Source organism: Nocardia sp. NPDC056611 (assembly GCF_042792755.1).
Taxonomy (GTDB): domain Bacteria; phylum Actinomycetota; class Actinomycetes; order Mycobacteriales; family Mycobacteriaceae; genus Nocardia.
This window is the reverse complement of the sequence record NZ_JBHTVV010000012.1, coordinates 61,481-82,023: the sequence shown is the minus strand read 5'-3', so window position 1 is coordinate 82,023 and position 20,543 is coordinate 61,481. Positions and strand designations below refer to the sequence as shown.

Below are 20,543 nucleotides of genomic sequence, written 5' to 3'. Positions count from 1 at the left end.
GACGTAATGAGCACTACGACATCGCAACCCGATCACGAGATCGTGGTGATCGGGGCGGGTCCCGGCGGTATCGCGGCGGGTGCGCTACTCAAGCGCGCGGGAATCGACGAGTTCACCATTCTGGAACGCGCGGGCGAGGTCGGCGGCAGTTGGCGCGAAAACTCCTACCCGGGGATCAGCGTGGACGTACCCGCGTTCATCTACCAGTACTCGTTCGCGCGCAAGGCCGATTGGCCGACGCTGTTCCCGACAGGCGCCGAGATTCAGGCGTATAACCAGGATGTCGCTCGCCGCTACGGTCTCTATCGGCATCTGCGGTTCCACACCGAGGTCGTCCGCGAAGTCTGGGACGAGACCCACCGTCGATGGGTATTGCACACCGCTGACAACGAGATCATTACCGCCAGGTTCGTGATCAGCGCGGTCGGCGCCTTTCTGCGACCCAAAGTCGACAGTGGCATCAAGGGTCTCGATGACTTCACCGGTACGGTGCAGAGCCCGGCCACCTGGGACCATGCGCTCGACCTGGCGGGTAAGCGGGTGGCCGTGATCGGTACCGGTGCGAGTTCCGTGCAGATCACGCCCGCGATCGCGCCCGAGGTGAGTCACCTCGATGTCTACCAGCGGACGCCCGTGTGGTGCCTACCCAAACCCAATTATCCGGTCCCGCGCCGACTCCAAGCCGCCTTGCGAGTGCCGGTTGTGGCAGCGGCCCAGCCCGGGATCATCTTACTGGGGTTGGAACCCATCGCCAGACTGGCCACCTATGTGCCCCTGAGGGTGATGAAACCGCTGATGGCGGCTTTCGATGCCTTCGCCAAGCGGCTGTACCGAGCGTATCTTCGGCGGACCATCGACGACCCCGAAACGGCCGCCGCGCTGACACCCGACTATGGGCCCCTGGCGAAGCGACTCACCCTGTCGACCGGATATCCGGCGGTGTTCAATCGCGACAATGTTCGCCTGGTCACCGACGACATCGAGCAGTTCACCGAGCAGGGCATCCGGACCAGCGAAGGCACCGAGCGCAAATACGACGTCATCGTGCTGGCGACCGGCTACGAGATGCACACCGATCCGGAAAGTTACGCGCCAGGCGCCGTTGTCGGGCGGGACGGATTCGATCTCGGCCAGTTCTACGGCGCCCATGGAGTACAGGCCTACGAGGGTGTGGCGGTAGCCGGCCTGCCGAACCGCTGGATGCTGGTCGGACCGTATGCGTTGTCCGATATCGGATGGCACGGGATGGTGGAAACGACTGCATCACACGCTATTCGAGCGATCACCGAGGCGCGGAGGCGGCGGGCCTCGACCGTCGAGGTGAGCCAACGGGCGCACGCCGCCTACCATGCCGAGATCCGCAAGCGTGGTCAGTTCCTGCGGAGCTACATCGAGACGCAGGGTGTTCCGACCTACTACCGCAACTCGCACGGTGACACGCCCTATTTCCGGCCTGCCGGTGCGCTCGAAACACGGTGGCGTGGCCGACATTTCCCGTTCGCCGACTACGACTTCGGCGCGGAGTAGTCGACCCGGGCCGGCCTCATCGGCCGGCCCGGGGTGTGACCTTCAGCTGATACGGCTCGGGTCGCATCGTCCCACGCTCCCTCATGACCAGCGGTGCGCCGTCGGTGCTCAGTTCGAAAGCGGACAGAATGCGGGCGATCAGCAAGGTGGCCTCGTGGAGCGCGAACTGACGGCCGATACAGCTACGCGGCCCGGTGCCCCACGGCTCGAAGAACCGGTCGGGATGGCCGCGCAAACGGTCGGGTTCGAAGCGCGACGGATCGAAGACGTCGGCGTCAGGACCCCAGACGTCCTTGTCGCGATGTGCGGCCAGGGCGAGGACGAAAACCATTTGCCCGGCAGGGATCCGATACCCGCCGAGATCCTGGTCGGTGCGGGCTCTCCGGAAGTAGCCCGGCGCCGGCGGCCATAGTCTCAGGCACTCGTTGAGAACCTGTCGAATCAGGCGCATCCCGGTTATCGCTTTGTAGTCGAACCCGCCGCGCGCCGAAACCTCGGCGCGGAGTTGCTCTTGCAGTTCCCGGTCAGCGGCGATGTAGTACAGAACGGATTCGAGCAGTGCGGCTGTGGTTTCGTAGCCTCCCGCCATGAAGGTCAGCACTTGCTCGCGCACGTTGTCCGTCGGCAACCGTCGGCCGGTTTCCGGGTCGGTAGCAGTGAGCATGAGGTTGAGCAGATCCTCATCATCCGTCGGGTGAGCTTGTCGTTCAGCGATGATTCTGTCGGAAAAGCTATGTATCACCTCGACATCGCGGCGCACTCTGGGTTCGAGCAGCCGCCGTCGCAGTGGGCCGACGACGGGTAAGGCAAGGCCGGCGTCCGACGCCATTCGCAGTAGGTCCCCGAGGGAATCGATGAACGCCCGAGAATCGGCGCTGTCGGGCGCATCATGGAAGAGCCCTAGATCCCTGGTGAATCCGGCACGGCCGATGACTTCCCCCGCGGCCCGCGTCATGGCCGAATACGTGTCGATCACGCCGTCACCGGCGGACCATTCCGCGACGAGATCATCGGCGACCGACTGCATGGCCCGGTGATAGCTCCGCATTGCCTTCTGCGCGAATCCCGGAGTAAGAATGCGGCGCGCCTGGCCCCACAGCGGATTGTCGGAATCCACCACGAACAGAGCGTCCGGCATGAACCGCTGGAACTCGAGCACCGGCCCGTACAGCGCACGCTCCCAATGCTTTTCATCCGAACACTGGGCCGCGAGCCGAGCGCCTGTCACGTAGATGAAGTGCAGGCCGAGGACCTTCCGTTCGAAGATGGGACCGAGCGATGCGGCCAGGGCCATTTCATTTTGAATGGGACGATAGCGGTCGATACGGGTGATATCGCCCAAGAGGGGCACACGCCGAGGGGGATGCGGGAGGTCTCGCCGGATCAGGGGCGATGCCATGCGCTCTTCCTTCACGAGATACCGAATTCATCCTCGAGCAGATCAAGCAATGTTTGATCACTCATGGCCATGATGTCCTCCGACGGGGACGCATCCCGATCCTCGTTCGCCCGACTGGCGATTCGAGTCAAGTTCAGTAGCTTCGAGTAGAACTCGCTGGTCATTCTCTTGCTGTCGATCATGTCCATGACTTCTTTCTCCAGGCGCGAAAGAGAGTCGGAGACATCGGTGTCGGTGAGTTCGGTGAGGAGGTACGCGGTCACCGCGTCCGGTGTCGGATAGTCGAAGACCAGTGTCGCGGGCAACCGCAACCCGGTGACGGTGTTCAACCGGTTGCGCGCCTCGACGGCGGTCAGCGAATCGAAGCCCAGATCCCGGAAATTACGGCCGGCATCGATGACCACACCACTGTCATGACCCAGCACAGCCGCGACCTGACCGCGAACAGTGTCCAGCACCAACGCCTTTCGCTCGGCCTCGGTCAGTCCCGCCAACCGCTGCCGCAGACCCACCACAACCTCCGGGACGCGACGGACCCCCGGCAGCAAGCCCTCGAGCAACGGAGCCAGCGTGCCGGCGCGCGCACCGGCGGCCAACGAGGCCATGTCCATGCGGGCAGCGACCACACCCGCATGATGTTGCGCCACAGCGGCGTCGAACAACGCCAAACCCTGGTGGTCCGACATCGCCACCACCCCACCCCGACCCAGACGGGTGGTGTCGGCCTCGCCGAGGTGTCCGGTCATCTCGGTGCCCGCGGCCCACAAACCCCACGCGATCGACACCGCCGTCCGGCCCTCGCCACGGCGACACTCGGCCAACCCGTCGAGGAACGCGTTCGCGGCCGCGTAGTTGCCCTGCCCCGCGGTGCCCAGCACACCCGCGACCGAGGAATACAACACGAACAACCCCAGATCCGACTCACGGGTCAACTCGTGCAGATGCCACGCCGCATCCGCCTTGGCCGCCAACACCGCATCCACCCGATCCGGGCTCAACGACACCACCACACCGTCGTCGAGCACACCGGCGGTATGCACCACACCGGTCAACGGAGCATCCTCGGGAACCGTGGCCAACAAGTCCACCAGCGCCCCCCGATCCGACACATCACACGCCGACACCCGCACCCGCGCACCCAGCCCGGACAACTCCGTGACCAACTCCGCCGCCCCCGGTGCCGCCGGACCACGGCGACTCGCCAGCACCAGCGACCGCACCCCGTACTCGGCCACCAGGTGCCGGGCCACCATGGCCCCCAATCCCCCGGTCCCACCGGTCACCAGCACCGTGCCCGCCGAAACCGCCGACACCACACCCGAATCCACGCCACCGGGACCGGCCGGGATGGACAGGGCGATCTTTCCGATATGACGCGCCTGACCGAAGTATCGGAACGCGTCCTGCGCACGTCGAATGTCATATGTCCGGACGGGCAGCGGGACGATCACTTCCCTGTCGAACATCGCCTCGAGATCGGCCAGCATCTCCGCGATCCGATCCGGCCCGGCATCCCACAGGTCGAACGCGCGATAGCGCACTCCCGGATAGCGAGCGGCGATCTCTCCGCCGTCGCGGATATCGGTTTTGCCCATCTCCAGGAACCGACCGCCGCGCGGCAGCAGCCGCAAAGACGTATCGACGAAGTCCCCGGCCAGCGAGTCCAGAACGATGTCCACACCACGACCACCCGTGGCCGCCATGAACTGTTCTCCGAAATGAAGAGACCGGGAATCACCGAGGTGCTGTTCATCGAATCCCAGGGAGCGCAAGGTGTCCCACTTGCCCTGGCTCGCGGTCCCGTAGACCTCGATTCCCCAGTATCGGGCCAATTGGGTAGCCGCCATACCCACGCCGCCGGCAGCCGCGTGCACCAGCAACGTCTCGCCCGGCTGAGCCCGAGCCAAATCCCGGAGCCCGTAATAGGCGGTGAGGAACACAATCGGAACCGTGGCCGCTTCGGCGAACGACCACCCCTCGGGCATGCGGACGATCAATCTCTGATCCGTCACCACGAAAGGCCCGAGACCGTCTTCGATCAGCCCCATCACCCGGTCTCCGACGGCGAAACCCGCCACCTCCGGGCCGACCTCGACGACCACCCCGGCGGCTTCCATGCCCATCAGGGTGTTCTCCGCGGCCACCGTACCCAGACAGATGAGAACGTCTCGGAAGTTCAGGCCACCGGCCCGCACCGCGACACGGACCTGCCCCTCCCCCAATGGTCGATCCGCGGCACCGCACGGGTTCAGCTCGAGTCCATCGACGGTGTCGTCACCGGCTTCCAGTCGCCACGACACCGACTCCGGCACAACCAGACCCGGCGAATCAGTCAGCCGGGTCAGTCGGGCCGAGTGCAGCACCCCGCCGCGGACCATCACCTGGGGTTCACCACAGGCCAACACCTCGGCCAGAGTCGCCACCGGCATGTCGGCGGGGTGATCGGTGTCCAGGAGCACGACCCTGCCCGGGTCCTCCGACTGTGCCGAACGCACCAAACCCCACACCGCGGCGCCGGCCAGATCGGTGATCCGCTCACCCGCACGCGCGACCGCCCCGCAGGTCGACACCACCAACACACTGGCGGCGAACCGCGGCTCACCCAGCCAGGCCTGCAACCCGACCAGCACCTCACCGGTCGCCCGATGTACCCGCCGCGGCACATCCTCAGCCGTGTCGAAGGTCGCACGCCGGTCCAGCACCACCACCGGCGGCACCGACGCGGTCTCGTCGCGCGTCCAGGACAAGAATTCCTCGACCGTGGTGAACACCCGAGACTCCGGCGTCGACCCCGCACTCGGGATCGGAGTCGGCGCGGGTGTCCACCGCACCGCGCACAACCGCTCACGCGTGCTCGCGGCGCCCAATTGTCCCGGCGACACCGGCCGCAAGGTCAACGACCCGGCCGTCAGCACCGGGCGACCGGCGGTGTCGGCAACCTCGATCGCCACCACGCCGGCGCCGGAATCAGTCGGCGCGATCCGGGCCCGCACCACCGACGCGCCGACCGCATGCAGCGACACCTCCGACCACGCGAACGGCAACATCACCTCGCCATCGGCACCGGCCATCACCGCGGCATGCAGCACCGAATCCAGCAAGGCCGGATGCAGCCCGAACCCCGACGCATCACGCACCGAATCCGGCAGTGCCGCTTCGACGAACAACTCCTCGCCACGACGCCACAACGACCGCAACCCCTGGAAAGTCGGGCCGTAGTCGTATCCGAGCCCCGCCAGCACCGCATACAGATCGTCCACCCCCACCGCCACCGCGCCGCGGGGCGGCCATACCGCCAACCCCTCCGACATCGCTCCGGCGGCAACCGAATTCGCGAGATCGGCGCCCTGCGGTTCGAGCGCCCCCTCGGCATGAGTGACCCACCCCGCCTGCGGGTCACCGGCAGCACGGGAATACACCATCACCCGCCGTACACCCTGCCCATCGTCGCCATCGACCACGACCTGCAGCTGCACCGCGGTCTCGGCGGTCAACACCAACGGGGTCGTCAGTGTCAGGTCCCGCAACACCGGGCAGCCGACTTCCTCCCCGGCCCGCATCGCCAACTCCACGAACCCGGTTCCGGGGAACAACACCACCCCGGCGACGGCGTGATCGACCAGCCACGGCCGCGACGCCAACGACAACCGACCCGTCAAGACCACCGCACCCGTGTCCGCGGACACCATCACGGCGCCCAACAGCGGATGCCCGGCCCCGGCCAACCCCAACGACGACGCGTCACCGGTCCCGGTCGAGGTCAGCCAATAGCGGTGGCGCTGGAACGCGTACGTGGGCAAGTCGATTCGGCGACCACGCCCCTGGCCCGCCGCATCCCACGCCACATCCACACCCGACACGTCCAACCGGGCCATCGAACGCGTGAACGCGACCGCGCAATCCTCGCCACGCAGCAGCGAACCCACGATCACCGGGTCATGGGTGTTCGGGGGAACGCCGCCGTCGGGATCGGCTGCCGCACAGATCTGTTCGAGGTCGACGGTCAGCAGGGGGTGTGGGCTGGCCTCGACGAACACGCTGTATCCGTCGCGGCGCAATGCCCGCACGGCCTGCTCGAAACGCACCGTTTCCCGCAGATTGCGGAACCAGTACCGGGCATCCAATTCGGCCGGGTCCAGGATCGTGCCGGTGACGGTGGAATAGAACGCCACCCCCGCCGAATCTCTCGAACCGGTGGAATCTTGTGAACGCGGCCGGATTTCGGTGAGTGCGCCGAGTAGGTGCTCGCGGAGTCGCTCGACCTGGGGGGAATGCGAGGCATAATCCACGGCGATCCGACGGGCGCGAACATCGAGTCGCTCGCACTCGGTCAGGAACAACTCCATCTGCCCGATGTCACCGGACACCACCGTCGATCCCGGGCCGTTGACCACAGCCACCGCCAACCCGTCGAACCGCTCGAGCAGTCGCTCGACCTGCTCGGCCGAGAGCCCGACCGCCACCATCGCGCCCCGACCGGCCAACGCCGTCAACGCCGCCGAGCGCAGGATCACGATCCGGGCGGCATCCTCGAGCGACAACACACCGGCCACCTGGGCCGCGGCGATCTCTCCCTGGGAATGACCCACCACGGCATCTGGTTCCACACCGACCGAACGCCACAGCCGCGCCAGCGACACCATCACCGCGAACAACACCGGCTGCACGATCTCGACACGCTCCAGCGAGGGCGCACCTTCGCCACCGTCGAGCACCTCGAGCAGCGACCAGTCCACCAACGTGGAGAACACCCGATCGCACTCGGTCATGGCCTGCGCGAACACCGGCGAGGAAGTCAGCAACTCCCGTCCCATCCCCAGCCATTGCGCACCCTGTCCCGGGAACACCAGCACCGTCCTACCGTGGCTGCCGGCAACCCCCGACACCACGGCGCCGGCACCGGCGGGTAGCCCCCGAGCGACCGCGTCGAGCCCGTCCAGCAACTGCGCCCGATCCCCGCCCACGATCACCGCGCGATGATCGAACCGCGAACGCCCCGACAACGTCGCGGCCACATCCACCGCGTCCACATCCGGACGCCGCCCCAGGTAGGCCGACAACCGAGATGCCTGTTCCGCCAACCCATCCCGGGTTCTTGCCGACACCATCCAGGCCACCGGGACCGACCCATCCATCGGTGTCTGTCGTTGCGGCGCCGGCTCGCTGACCGGCGCTTGTTCGAGGATGACGTGGGCATTGGTGCCGCTGATCCCGAACGCCGACACCGCGGCCCGTCGCGGACGATCGGCCTCCGGCCAGTCCCGTGCCCGACTCAGCAGATCGGCGTGTCCCGCGGTCCAATCCACCTGCGAGGACGGCGCGTCCACGTGCAGGGTTCTGGGCAGCACCCCGTGGCGCAGGGCCTGCACCATCTTGATCACACCGGCCAACCCCGCAGCCGCCTGGGTGTGCCCGATATTCGATTTGACCGAACCCAACCACACGGGTTCCGAATCACGATCGCGCTGACCATAAGTCGCGAGCAACGCCTGCGCCTCGATCGGATCACCCAACCTGGTCCCGGTGCCGTGGGCCTCCACCACATCGACCTCGGCGGCCGACACCCCGGCATTGTCCAACGCGCGTCGGATCACCCGCTGCTGCGAAGGCCCGTTCGGTGCGGTCAACCCATTCGACGCGCCATCCTGATTCACCGCCGAACCACGCACCACCGCCAAGATCCGGTGCCCGTTGCGTCGGGCATCCGACAACCGTTCCAGCACCAGCACACCCGACCCCTCACCCCACGCCGTCCCGTCAGCCGCCTCCGCGAACGGCTTGCACCGACCATCCGGGGCCAACCCCCGCTGCCGCGAGAACTCGACGAACATTCCCGCCGTCGCCATCACCGTCACACCACCGGTTAAGGCCAGCGAACACTCCCCCGACCGCAACGCCGCCACCGCCTGATGCAACGCCACCAGACCCGCCGAACACGCCGTATCCACCGACACCGCAGGGCCTTCCAACCCGAGCACATACGACACCCGACCCGACACCACACTCGCTGTCACACCGGTGAACCCGCCGTCCCCGCCCCCGTCACCACCCGCGCCGACACCGTAGGACTGGTCGATCACACCGACGTACACGCCGGTGTCGCTGCCCCGCAGCGTCGCAGGGCGGATCCCCGCGTGTTCGAGTGCCTCCCACACCGTTTCCAGCAGGATCCGCTGCTGTGGGTCCATCCCGATCGCCTCACGCGGACTGATCCCGAAGAACCCGGCGTCGAACTCGGCCGCGTCGTACAAGAATCCGCCCTCATTCGTGTACGACTTGCCCGCCACGCCCGGCGCCGGATCGAACACTCCGTCCCAGCCGCGGTCGGTCGGGAACCCCGAGATCACATCACGCTCGTCAACCACCAACTGCCACAACTCTTCCGCGGAAGACACCCCGCCCGGAAACCGACACCCCACTCCCACGATCGCCACCGGCTCCGACGACGACAGTGGCATCAGCGATGCCGATTCCGAAGCCGCGGCGATATCGGTGTCGGTGAGCTGGGAGAGGATGTGCGCGGTCACCGCGTCCGGTGTCGGATAGTCGAAGACCAGGGACGCGGGCAATCGCAACCCGGTGACCGTGTTCAACCGGTTGCGCGCCTCGACGGCGGTCAAGGAATCGAAACCCAGATCCCGGAAATTACGGCCGGCATCGATAGCGACACCACTGTCGTGACCCAGCACGTCGGCGGCCTGACCACGAACAATGCCCAGCACCAACGCTTTTCGCTCGGCGTCGGTCAGCCCCGCCAACCGCTGCCGCAGACCCATCACAGCCTCCGGGACGCGACGTTCCGCCGGATGCCCGGCCTCCGACGGCCCCGACGACGACGCAGCACCGACCCCCGACGAACTCAACCAATATCGGCGGCGCTGGAACGCGTAGCCCGGCAACTCCACACGTCGCCCACGGCCCCCCGACACCGCATCCCACTGGACACCCACACCCGCCACATCCAAGCGAGCCATCGAGCGGGTGAACGCGAGAACACTGTCCTGGTCGCGCTGCAACGAACCCACGATCACCGGATCCGGGCCACCATCGGAAGCCGAAGCCTCACAGATCTGTTCGATGTCGACACCCAGCAACGGGTGCGGGCTCGCCTCGACGAACACGGTGTACCCGTCCGCGCGCAATGCCCGCACCGCCTGCTCGAAACACACCGTGTCCCGCAGATTCCGGTACCAATAGTCCGCGTCCAGCACGGCCGGATCCAGGACCGTACCGGTGACGGTCGAATAGAACGCCGCCCGCGGCGATCCGGTCTCGCGTGGTGGTGTCCGGTCCGTGGTCAGTGCCCGCATCAGGTGATCACGGAGCTGGTCGACCTGGGCCGAGTGCGAGGCGTAGTCCACCGCCACCCGCCGGGCACGAACACCACGTCGCTCACACTCACCCAACAACGACTCCACCGACGCGATCGCACCGGAAACCACCGTCGACCCCGGGCCATTGACCACCGCCACCGTCAACCCGTCGAACCCCTCGAGCAGCTCCTCGACCCGCTCCCGCGACGTGAACACCGACGCCATCGCGCCCTGACCCGCCAACGCCGACAATGCCGCCGACCGGCCGATCACGATCCGGGCGGCATCCTCGAGCGACAACCCGCCCGCGACATGCGCTGCGGCGATCTCCCCCTGGGAATGACCCACCACCGCATCGGGTATGACACCGACCGAGTGCCACAACTCCGCCAGCGACACCATCATCGCGAACAACACCGGCTGCACGATCTCGACATGCTCGAGCCACTCCGCGTCCTCGGCGGCAAGCACATCCGGCAACGACCACTCCACCAAGGGAGCGAACGCCCGATCACACTCGGCCATCTTCCGCGCGAACACCGGCGAGGAAACCAGCAACTCCCGCCCCATCCCCAGCCACTGCGCACCCTGACCCGGAAACACCAACGCCGTCTTGCCGTGCGCACGTGCGGTCCCCGACACCACATCACCACCAGGCAACCCGTCGGCCACCGCCGCCAAACCGCTCAGCAACGCCGCTCGGTCCCCGCCCACGACCACCGCGCGATGATCGAAACGCGACCGACCCGCCAATGTCACCGCCACATCCACCGGATCCACATCCGGATGCCGGCCCAGGTAGTCCGACAGCCGAGATGCCTGCCCCGCCAACGCCTCCGGCGTCCGGCCCGACACCACCCAGGCCACCGACCGGTCCCCACCGATCGCGGGATCGGTCACCGACTCCGGCGCCTGCTCGAGGATGACGTGGGCATTGGTGCCGCTGACACCGAAGGCCGATACCGCGGCACGACGCGGCCGGTCGACCGTCGGCCAGTCGCGTTGCTCGGTGAGCAGTTCCACCCGCCCTGCGGTCCAATCCACCTGTGTGGACGGTGTATTCACGTGCAGTGTCTTGGGCAGGATTCCGCGCCGCAGTGCCTGCACCATCTTGATCACCCCGGCCACACCGGCGGCCGCCTGCGTGTGCCCGATATTCGATTTGATCGAACCCAGCCACACCGGCCGATCCTGCGGCCGGTCCTGCCCGTAGGTGGCCAGCAGCGCCTGCGCCTCGATCGGATCACCCAACGTGGTTCCGGTGCCGTGGGCCTCGACCGCATCGACCTCGGCCGCGGATACCCCGGCATTGGCCAACGCTCGCCGGATAACCCGCTGCTGGGAACGCCCGTTCGGCGCGGTCAACCCATTCGACGCACCATCCTGATTGACCGCGGTACCCCGCACCACCGCCAGCACCTGATGCCCGTTGCGTCGGGCATCCGACAACCGTTCCAGCACCAGCACACCCGAGCCCTCACCCCAGGCTGTCCCGTCGGCGGCATCGGCGAACGGCTTACACCGACCATCGACAGCGAGCCCCCGCTGCCGGGAAAACTCGACGAACGTCGCGGGTGTGGACATCACCGTCACACCACCGGCCAGCGCCAGCGAACACTCCCCCGACCGCAACGCCTGGACTGCCAGATGCATTGCCACCAACGATGACGAGGCCGAAGTGTCCACCGAAACCGCCGGGCCCTCCAACCCCAACACGTAGGACACCCGACCCGACACCACACTGGATGAACCGCCGGTCAATTGATAGCCCTCGACGTCGACCGGAACCTGCCCGCCGACGCCGACCCCATAGTCGTTGTGCATCACCCCGCAGAACACCCCGGTGTCGCTTCCGCGTAGCGCGGAGGGGTCGATGCCCGCTGATTCCAGCGCCTCCCAAGCGGTTTCCAGCAGTACTCGCTGCTGAGGGTCCATCGCCAACGCCTCGCGAGGACTGATCCCGAAGAACTCGGCGTCGAACTCGGATGATTGATGGAGGAATCCGCCCACGCGCACGTAGGACTTGCCCGGCACACCCGGCTCCGGGTCGTAGAGGTGTTCCAGGTCCCAGCCGCGGTCCGCCGGAAACTCCGAGATGCCATCACGACCGTCGATGACCAACTGCCACAGGTCATCTGACGACTCCACCCCGCCCGGAAACCGGCAGCCCGTACCCACTATCGCGATCGGCTGCGTCCGCTCGGGCTCGTCATCGAGAAGCTCAGCGCGCTCTGGATATACCCGAGTCATACCAATCCCCTAGCCAAGTCGTGTGAAGTTGAGTTGCGATGTGTTGCCGCAGGTATGCAGAGGGATAAACCACGAAATTGTCGCGAGTGGCATCAGCGACGGAAAAGGTCGACACCGCATTCGCATCGATGGGCGTACGCATCCAATACCTGAAACGCCGCGAACGCCGACATATGACTCCTCATACGTGATTTCCCACCCCTCGGATCTGGCCCGGCAGGATCGTCGGGCCGGTCAGAACCGCTTCACCAAAGGTAGAACACGTTCCTGTTCGATGCAAGGGTCGCCACACAAACACCCATGTACGAGCCCTTACCATGCCCTCTCTCGACCCGAAGTTGCCTGATGAACTTGTTCTGACAACGGCGTGGACAGACTGCTAGCATCGGCGAGTGGCCCCGCATATCGGCGGGGTTCCATCGCCTGGAGGGGGCAGCATCATGACAGTTATGGAGTTTCGCGACTCCGAGAGCTCGACCCGACGCATTATGCGATGGGTTCGCGAATGGGGGTGGTTCGCGTCCTTGGTCTTCGTGCCCGCGATTCCTCGTCGATTCAGTCGGCTGTACGACGATATTCTCACCGCATCCAACTGGCTGGGCGAAGAATCGATGTTCTTCAATCTGGGCTACTGGAAGGACAGCCCCCAAACGTTCGATCAAGCGGGCGCGGCGCTGGCCCGGCTGGTAGCGACCGAAGCGAGCCTCGGGTCCGATGATGTGGTGGTCGACGTCGGCTGTGGATTCGGCGATCAAGATTTTCTCTGGGCGGATGAATTCGGCCCGAAGCGGATTACAGGCGTAAATATATCCGCGAAACAGATCGAGATATCGACCACACGGGCCGCCGAACGAGGGCTCAACGATATCGTGGATTATGTGCACGGGTCCGCGAGCGATCTTCCTCAGCCCGATGCGTCCGCAACGAAAGTGACCGCGCTCGAATCGGCGCTGCACTTTCCGTCGCGTCCACGATTCTTCGATGAAGCATTCCGAGTCCTGGCGCCTGGCGGTCGGTTGGTGACCGCCGATGTTGTGCCGCTCGCAAGCAGGACCAGCCGTTTGCGCCCCGCGGGCATAGTGGTGCGCGGAATATTCACGACTGCTCGCCAGAATCACACCAATGCGGAGGAATACCGCCAAGCGCTCATAGCCGCCGGATTCGAAAATGTGCGAGTCCACTCCATCCGCGATCACGTCTACCCGCAATACGCGGAGTATGTCAGCCGTAAGCTCAGGCAGCCGGAGATGAGGAGAATCAATCCGTTGATTCGGGGCTTTTTCGGCCCACGAGGAGCTTCGTTCTGGGCCCCTTGGCTGGACTACATCGTTGCTGTTGCAGACAAGCCGCCGGTGGGAGATGGCCGCTAGCCTCGCTCCTTCTCGCACTGATCCCGCGCCGGCGTCGCCGGCGCGGGATCAGTGGCCGTAGCGGGTGTGGATCGCGTTCGCGAGGACGGTGTCGCCCTGGGTCGACGGATGGAAGGGGAGGCCGTCGATTCCGGTGCGGGGGTCCAGGATTCCGTTCAGCCAGGGCTGCGGTGAGCAGAGGTCGTGGCCGGCGGTGACGGCGCGGGTATCGAAGAAATCGACGCCCAGCAGCTGGGCGGCTTCTCGTTGCGCCAGGTCGATCCGATCAAGGTACTCGACCAGCGCGCGGCCGCGCGGGTTGATGAATGGCGACGCGCCCAGGATGGAGAGGCAGATGGTGCTGCTGCCCGGGGCGAAGAGTTCGGGGTAGCCGACCAGGACGATGCGCGCGTTCGGGGCGTAGTACTTGATATAGGTGACGGCATTGCTCATGCGATGGGCCATCAGCGCACCGGAGACACCGGTGTAATCCGTCATTCGGCCCTGGGCGACGGAGTCCGGGTCACAACCCTGTTCGAGATTGAATACACAGGAATGCAAGGAACTCCACAGCGTCCGAGCTGATGTTCCCCATGTGTCGTTCATCCCGAATTGCAGTGTCACCAGTTCGGTGTTCGGCCCGAAAGCGCCCGCCGCCTCCGCCCGCGCCGCTTCCTGACCCAGGGTCCATCCGGGCCCGCTGTCGATCGACGCGCCCGGACACGACGTGTCGGACACCTGCTCCGTCCCGTACACATCCATCAGTCTGGCCAGCTGCACCGGCCAGGCCGTGGGCCCGTGACGATGGCAGCCGTACGAATCGTCGAAATGATTCCAGTCGTTGGCGGAGAACGAATCCCCCAGCACCACAAGCTCTTTGCCCGCCGGAGCCGGATCCGCCGCGCCGCCGCCCGCCGTCGCCGTGGTGACCGCGAACGCCACGATGGCCGCGCACATCCACCGCCGAAGGCCCACGGTCAGTGTCCGTATCGGCTGTGGATCGCGTTCGCGAGGACGGTGTCGCCCTGGGTCGACGGATGGAAGGGGAGGCCGTCGATTCCGGTGCGGGGGTCCAGGATTCCGTTCAGCCAGGGCTGCGGTGAGCAGAGGTCGTGGCCGGCGGAGAGGGCGCGGGCGTCGAAGAAGTCGATGCCCAGCAGCTGGGCGGCTTCTCGCTGAGCTACGTCGATGCGATCGAGGAATTCCACCAGTGCGCGGCCGCGCGGGTTGACGAACGGCGCGACACCCAGGACGGAGAGGCAGATGGCGGTGCTGCCCGGGGTCAAGACCTCCGGGTAGCCGACCAGGACGATGCGGGCGTTCGGCGCGTAGTACTTGATGTAGGTGACGGCGTTGCTCATTCGCTTGGCCATCAGGGCGCCGGAGACGCCGGTGTAGTCGGTCATGCGGCCTTGCTCGACCGAGTCCGGGTCACAGCCCAGTTCGAGGTTGAAAACGCAGGACTGCAGCGACGTGAACAGGGTCTGATCCGACGTTCCCCATTTATCGTTCATCCCGAATTGCAGTGTCACCAGTTTGGTGTTCGGCCCGAAAGCGCCCTCGTTGTCGGCGCGCTGTGCCTGCTGAGCCATGGTCCAGCCGGGGCCGCTGTCGATCGACGCGCCAGGGCATGACGGGTCGGATACCTGCTCGGTTCCGTGCACGCCCATCAGTGTGGCGAGCTGCACCGGCCAGGCGGTGGCGCCGTGACGGTTGCAGTCGTTCTTGCCCTCGAAGTGGTCCCAGTCGTTGGCGGAGAACGAATCCCCCAGCACCACGAGCTCTTTGCCCGCCGGAGCCGGGTCCGCGGCGACGCTGGCCGCCGTCGCCGCGGTGACCGCGAGCGCCGCGACGGCGGCACACATCCACCGGCGGCCATTACCCAGCGACCCAACAGACACTATTGACACCCCGAATCCACACTGAAGCGCGATCTTTTCAACTCAACCGCGCAGCGTATCCGACCGGAGGCCCGGATATCCCCGATTCGGGAGGTCAGGGGATATCAGTCGCCATTCGCGCGCGACGCCATTCGGCGGGGGTGCAGCCGTGGTGGCGGCGGAACCAGCGGGAGAAGTTTGCGGGGGCGGAGTAGCCGAGGAGGCCGGCGGTCTCGGTGAGGGAGCGGCGGGGGTTGGCGACCAGGTGGCGGGCCAGTTCGGCGCGGGTGGAGTCGAGGAGGGAGGTGAAGGTTTCGCCTTCGGCGGCCAGGCGGCGGTGGATGGTGCGGCGGTCGACGCCGAGGCTGCGGGCGACATTGTCGATCGAGCAGCGGCCGGTGGGGAGGAGTAGTTCGATGAGTTCGCGGACGCGTTCGGCGGTGGTGACCGGGCGGATGGGGAGGACGGGGTCCAGGAGCTGCTGGGTGTAGGCGCGCAGCTGGGGGTCGGCCATGGCGTTGGGGGCGTCGAGATCGCTGGTGTAGGTGAGTATTCCGTTGAAGTCCTGACCGAAGGCGACGTGCGGGCCGAAGGCGCGGTAATGGGCGCGAGGGTCGGGCGGGGCGGGGTGGGTGAAGCGGACCTCGACGGGCTGCCATGCGGCGCCGCGGAAACCAGCGAGCAGGCCGTGCAGGACGCCCACGGCCAGTTCGATGGACTGGCGGGTCTCGCCGGGCTGGCCGGTATCGAGGGTGAGGCGGATGGTGGCGAGGCCGTTCTGTTCGGTCAGGCGAGTGCGCAGCGCCTCGTTGTAGGTGTCCTCGTGCCGCGACATCACGGTCAGCGCGCTGCGCACGTCGGGTTCCTCGCGGATGACCAGGCTCAGCGGACCCAGGTTGGCGAAGCGGCGGCGGGCGGCCAGGCGCAGCCCGAAATCGGGGCAGTCGGCCGCGGCGGCCGAGCGTTCGAGGAGGTCAGCTATCGCCGCGGCGGGAACCCATCGGTCCTGCAAGCTCAGCCCGGCGGGATCCAGACCCGATGCGCGCAATAACCCCACCGGGTCGATTCCCAGCGATTTGCCCAGGTCAACGTACTCGTTCAGGGCCGCGTAACGGGCCAGCGGCTTCAACGTCTCTCCGATGTCCCCAAATGATCAATCTTCCGTCCCGCAATGATAAGCGATCGACATGTCTCCTCCCTACAGTTGGTTATGTTCCAGCTACCGCAGCCAGATCGAAGTGGAAGGACGAGAACGTGGCCACAAGCAACGAGGATTGGTCCAAGCCGGCGGCAATGGCGCTCCCGGACACGGGATATTTCGAATTCGAGCAGGGACGGTACGGACCGGTCTATCCCCGCACCCCCGCGAACTACGGCTTCTCGATCATCGCCAAGGTGAAACCCGGCCACGAGGCGGCGATCCGCGAGCACGGCAAGGTCATTCAGTCCGCGGTCGAACAGGACCCGACTGTGCTCGCTCCCCTGCGGCTGCACTACCTGCGCTGGGTGCTGTTCGATATCGGCGACGGCCTCACATTCCAGTACCAGGGCATCTTCGACACCGACTTCGACAAGTACCTCGAGGACGCCCTCGACCTGTTCATGTCCACGGGCATCACCACCGTATTCGTGAATCTCGAAGGCTTTCCCGAGGATTGGCTCACCAACCGGGCCGCCGCCATCGAGTTCTTCCGCAAGCACCAGTTCCCGAGCTTCCTCGAGTACGGCGAATACCCGTACGCGACCTCGGATGAGATCAAGAAGGCGCTGCGGCTCAAGTCGGCGTTCTCGCACATGCTCGACGAGATGCAGTAGCGGGATCGATCGTGCTCGAATTCGACGATATCCAGCACATCCTGATCACTCGGGTGCCCGCGCTGACCGGGCGCTACGAATTCCTCTCCTTCACCGACCCCGCCGGGGCGCGCGCCTGGCTCGCGGCCATGACCGACCGCGTGCCCTCGGTCGCCGATCTGCAGGAATCGGTGGACACCGACAAGCAGTGGGTGTCAGTGGCTTTCACCTGGAACGGCCTGCGCGCCCTGGGCGTCCCGGCGGACGCGCTGGCCAGCTTTCCGGAGGAATTCCGCCAGGGCATGGCCGCGCGGTTCGAGGTCCTCGGCGATGAGGGCGCCAACCATCCCGACCATTGGATCGACGGCACCGCCGGCGAGGATCTGCACGCCATCGTGATCCTGTTCGCCCGCGACGCCGCCGAACGCGAGCGCCAGGTGACCGACCACAACGCCCTGCTCGCCGACTGCCCGGGCGTGACCGTGCTGTCCTCGCTGGACCTGGAGGCGGTGCCGCCGTTCGACTACGCGCACGACCACTTCGGCTACCGGGATCGCCTGTCGCAGCCGGTGATCGAGGGCGGCGGCGAGGAGCCCACGCCCGGCAGCGGTGCGCCGGTGAAGGCCGGGGAGTTCATCCTGGGCTATCCGGACGAGCGGGGCGAGCCGAAGGAACTGCCGCAGCCCGAGATACTTTCGCGCAACGGCACCTACATGGCCTACCGGCGACTGCGCGAACACGTCGGACGGTTCCGCGACTTCCTGGCCGAGCACGGCGAGACCGCCGACGACCAGGAGCTGGTGGCCGCCAAGTTGATGGGCCGGTGGCGCAGTGGCGCGCCGCTGGTCCTGGCCCCGGAAACCGACGACCCGAAGTTGGGCGCGGATCTGTCCCGCAACAACGATTTCAACTACAAGGAGATGGATCCGCACGGTTACGCCGTGCCGCTCGGCTCCCATATCCGCCGCATGAATCCGCGCGATACCGGCGTGAACATCCAGCGCCGCAGGATGATTCGGCGCGGCGCGACCTACGGTCCATACCTGCCGGAAGGCATGCCCGAGGACGGCGCGGATCGCGGGATCGCGGCTTTCATACTGTGCGCGAGCCTGGTGCGCCAGTTCGAGTTCGCACAGAACGTGTGGATCAACGACAAGACCTTCCACGAACTCGGCAACGAACGCGATCCGATCATCGGCAATCAGGACGGCACCTTGGAATACAAGATTCCGAAGCGCCCGATTCGCAAGACCATCAAGGGAATTCCCGCGTTCACCACCGTGACCGGTGGCGCTTATTTCTTCCTGCCGGGGCTGCGGGCCCTGCGCTACCTGACCACTCTCACCGACAGCGAGGAAGCATGAGCTCGTTCACTCCGGCCCGAACCTATAACCAGTCCCACGTGGCCCGCCCCTACACGCCGGGCAAGCGCCGCATCAGCATCTACTGGACCTGGAGCTATCCCTGGGAGTCCCAGCGGAATCCGGCCGAGCTGGACAACCGCTTCTCCACCATGACCGAGGTGCGCCAGGTCCTCTGGCCCGCCTACGAGACCCCCGAATACGACGCCGCCCACTTCCTGCAGGGCATCGCGGGCACCCTCGAACTGTTCCACCGCTCGACCCTGCACTTCCAGCAGCTGGCCGGTGAGGTGACCGGGCATCCGGTGGCGGTGTTCCAGCGCATCGACCAGGCCGGATACAAGCTGCCGATCGACGAGCGCATCCTGGCCGACACCGACACCCTCATGGTCTTCGGCCTGGATCACCTGCTCGCGCAGGAGGCGGCGGCGCCGGAGGAGATCGCGGCCATCCAGCAGTGGTTGCAGCGGGAGGGCACCTGTCTGTTGCTCGCTCCGCACCACGATGTCGGTTTCACCGATGACCTGGCGCAGCGTCAGGTGGAGTTCGAGCACCACGGTGACCCGCTGGTCCCGCGCCAGCAGCGGTTCGGCGCGTACACGCGCTCGCTGATGACGGCCCTGAACGTCCCCGTCCACAATGTGTACGGCTTGCGTCCGGCCGTCGTCGAGGGCACCAAGTCGATCGCGCCGCTCACGGCGTTCCGTGATCTGGACACGCCGCGCCTGCTCGACAACGTCACCACGTTCAACTTCCACCCGCACCTGCCGCACTATCAGCTCACCGAGCCGGAGAGCGATTCGGTGCGACTGCTCGCCCGGCAGCCGATCGAGTTGTCCCGTCCGCATCCGTTCATCGAGGCGGGCAATACCGAGTTCAACACCCTGCTGTGGTTGCCGCCCAACGATGTTCGCGCCGGTGACATCGTGATGGCCGACTCCACCAACTTCACGACCCTGTTCGGCGGCACCGACAGCCTCGTCAACTTCTGGCGCAATCTCGCGGCGATGGCCTCGTGATCGCAGACCTGCTGCCCTTGGCGATCGGTGTGGCGCTCTCGCCCATTCCGGTGGTGGCGGCCATCCTCATGCTGTTGTCCGCCAATGCCGGACGGGCGAGCGCGGGCTTCGCGCTCGGCTGGGTGACGGGGATCGTAACGGTCACGGGCCTCGTCACCGCCGCCGCGGCATCGGGTTTGATGCGGTCGGCGAGCCAGCCGTCGATCGCGGCCTCGGTGATCAAGACCGTCATGGGCCTGCTGCTGGTGTACATCGCGGTGCGCCAGTGGGGCAGTCGCAAGGACGATTCGATTCCGGGGTGGATGAAGGCCATCGACGAACTCGGGGTCGCCAAGGCCGCGGGCTTCGGACTGCTGGTGTCCCTGCTGAATCCGAAGAACCTGCTCCTGTGCATCACCGCGGGAGTGACCATCGGCACCGCGGACCTGAGTCCGACCGGTACGGCGGCGGCCCTCACCGTCTTCGTCCTCCTGGGCGCCGCCTCGGTGCTCGTCCCCGTCGGCGGATACGCCGTCGCAGCCGATCAACTGCGCGGCGCCCTCGCCCGCCTGAAGAATTGGCTACAGGCGAACAATCACACCGTCATCGCCGTCGTGTTCATGGTCATGGGCACCACCGCCCTCGCCAAGGGCGTGACCGGCTTCTGACGGA

The 20,543-nt window shown here is 66.3% G+C and carries 10 protein-coding genes and 1 pseudogene; 6 read left to right on the top strand and 5 right to left on the bottom strand.

Annotation, left to right across the window (positions count from 1 at the left end):
- Positions 1–6: 6 nt before the first annotated feature.
- On the top strand, positions 7–1,527 hold the full coding sequence (locus ACFRAQ_RS35555; protein ID WP_379107449.1) for a flavin-containing monooxygenase: 1,521 nt from the start codon (positions 7–9) through the stop codon (positions 1,525–1,527).
- A 16-nt stretch (positions 1,528–1,543) separates the two neighbouring features.
- On the opposite strand, the gene ACFRAQ_RS35550 is transcribed toward ACFRAQ_RS35555, so the two are convergent.
- Both ACFRAQ_RS35550 and ACFRAQ_RS35545 read right to left on the bottom strand, forming a co-directional pair.
- On the bottom strand, positions 1,544–2,926 hold the full coding sequence (locus ACFRAQ_RS35550) for a cytochrome P450 (RefSeq protein ID WP_379107448.1): 1,383 nt from the start codon (positions 2,924–2,926) through the stop codon (positions 1,544–1,546).
- Between the two features lie 11 nt (positions 2,927–2,937).
- Positions 2,938–12,435 (bottom strand): annotated as a pseudogene (locus tag ACFRAQ_RS35545) (type I polyketide synthase); the annotation flags it as partial.
- Positions 12,436–12,929: 494 nt separating this feature from the next.
- Here ACFRAQ_RS35545 and ACFRAQ_RS35540 point away from each other — a divergent pair.
- Positions 12,930–13,859, top strand: coding sequence for an SAM-dependent methyltransferase (locus tag ACFRAQ_RS35540; RefSeq protein WP_379107447.1), 930 nt, complete (start codon positions 12,930–12,932; stop codon positions 13,857–13,859).
- Between the two features lie 48 nt (positions 13,860–13,907).
- On the opposite strand, the gene ACFRAQ_RS35535 is transcribed toward ACFRAQ_RS35540, so the two are convergent.
- The 3 genes from ACFRAQ_RS35535 to ACFRAQ_RS35525 form a co-directional block, all read right to left on the bottom strand.
- Entirely contained in the window at positions 13,908–14,813 is a 906-nt protein-coding gene (locus ACFRAQ_RS35535) for an SGNH/GDSL hydrolase family protein (RefSeq protein ID WP_379107446.1), read from the bottom strand.
- Positions 14,814–14,815: 2 nt separating this feature from the next.
- The gene (locus ACFRAQ_RS35530; protein ID WP_379107445.1) at positions 14,816–15,739 is read right to left on the bottom strand and encodes an SGNH/GDSL hydrolase family protein; all 924 of its coding nucleotides are present in this window, start codon (positions 15,737–15,739) and stop codon (positions 14,816–14,818) included.
- 94 nt (positions 15,740–15,833) lie between these two features.
- The gene (locus ACFRAQ_RS35525) at positions 15,834–16,847 is read right to left on the bottom strand and encodes an AraC family transcriptional regulator (protein ID WP_379107444.1); all 1,014 of its coding nucleotides are present in this window, start codon (positions 16,845–16,847) and stop codon (positions 15,834–15,836) included.
- A gap of 164 nt (positions 16,848–17,011) precedes the next feature.
- On the opposite strand from ACFRAQ_RS35525, the gene ACFRAQ_RS35520 reads away from it, so the two are divergent.
- The 4 genes from ACFRAQ_RS35520 to ACFRAQ_RS35505 are packed head-to-tail and all read left to right on the top strand — an operon-like array spanning position 17,012 to position 20,539.
- Positions 17,012–17,533, top strand: coding sequence for a hypothetical protein (locus tag ACFRAQ_RS35520; RefSeq protein ID WP_379107459.1), 522 nt, complete (start codon positions 17,012–17,014; stop codon positions 17,531–17,533).
- Positions 17,534–17,544: 11 nt separating this feature from the next.
- Entirely contained in the window at positions 17,545–18,876 is a 1,332-nt protein-coding gene (locus ACFRAQ_RS35515; protein WP_379107443.1) for a Dyp-type peroxidase, read from the top strand.
- Complete coding sequence (locus ACFRAQ_RS35510) at positions 18,873–19,892, top strand: hypothetical protein (RefSeq protein WP_379107442.1); 1,020 nt, start codon at positions 18,873–18,875, stop codon at positions 19,890–19,892. Before ACFRAQ_RS35515 ends, ACFRAQ_RS35510 begins: the two co-directional genes overlap by 4 nt.
- Entirely contained in the window at positions 19,889–20,539 is a 651-nt protein-coding gene (locus ACFRAQ_RS35505) for a GAP family protein (RefSeq protein WP_379107441.1), read from the top strand. Before ACFRAQ_RS35510 ends, ACFRAQ_RS35505 begins: the two co-directional genes overlap by 4 nt.
- Positions 20,540–20,543: the final 4 nt, after the last annotated feature.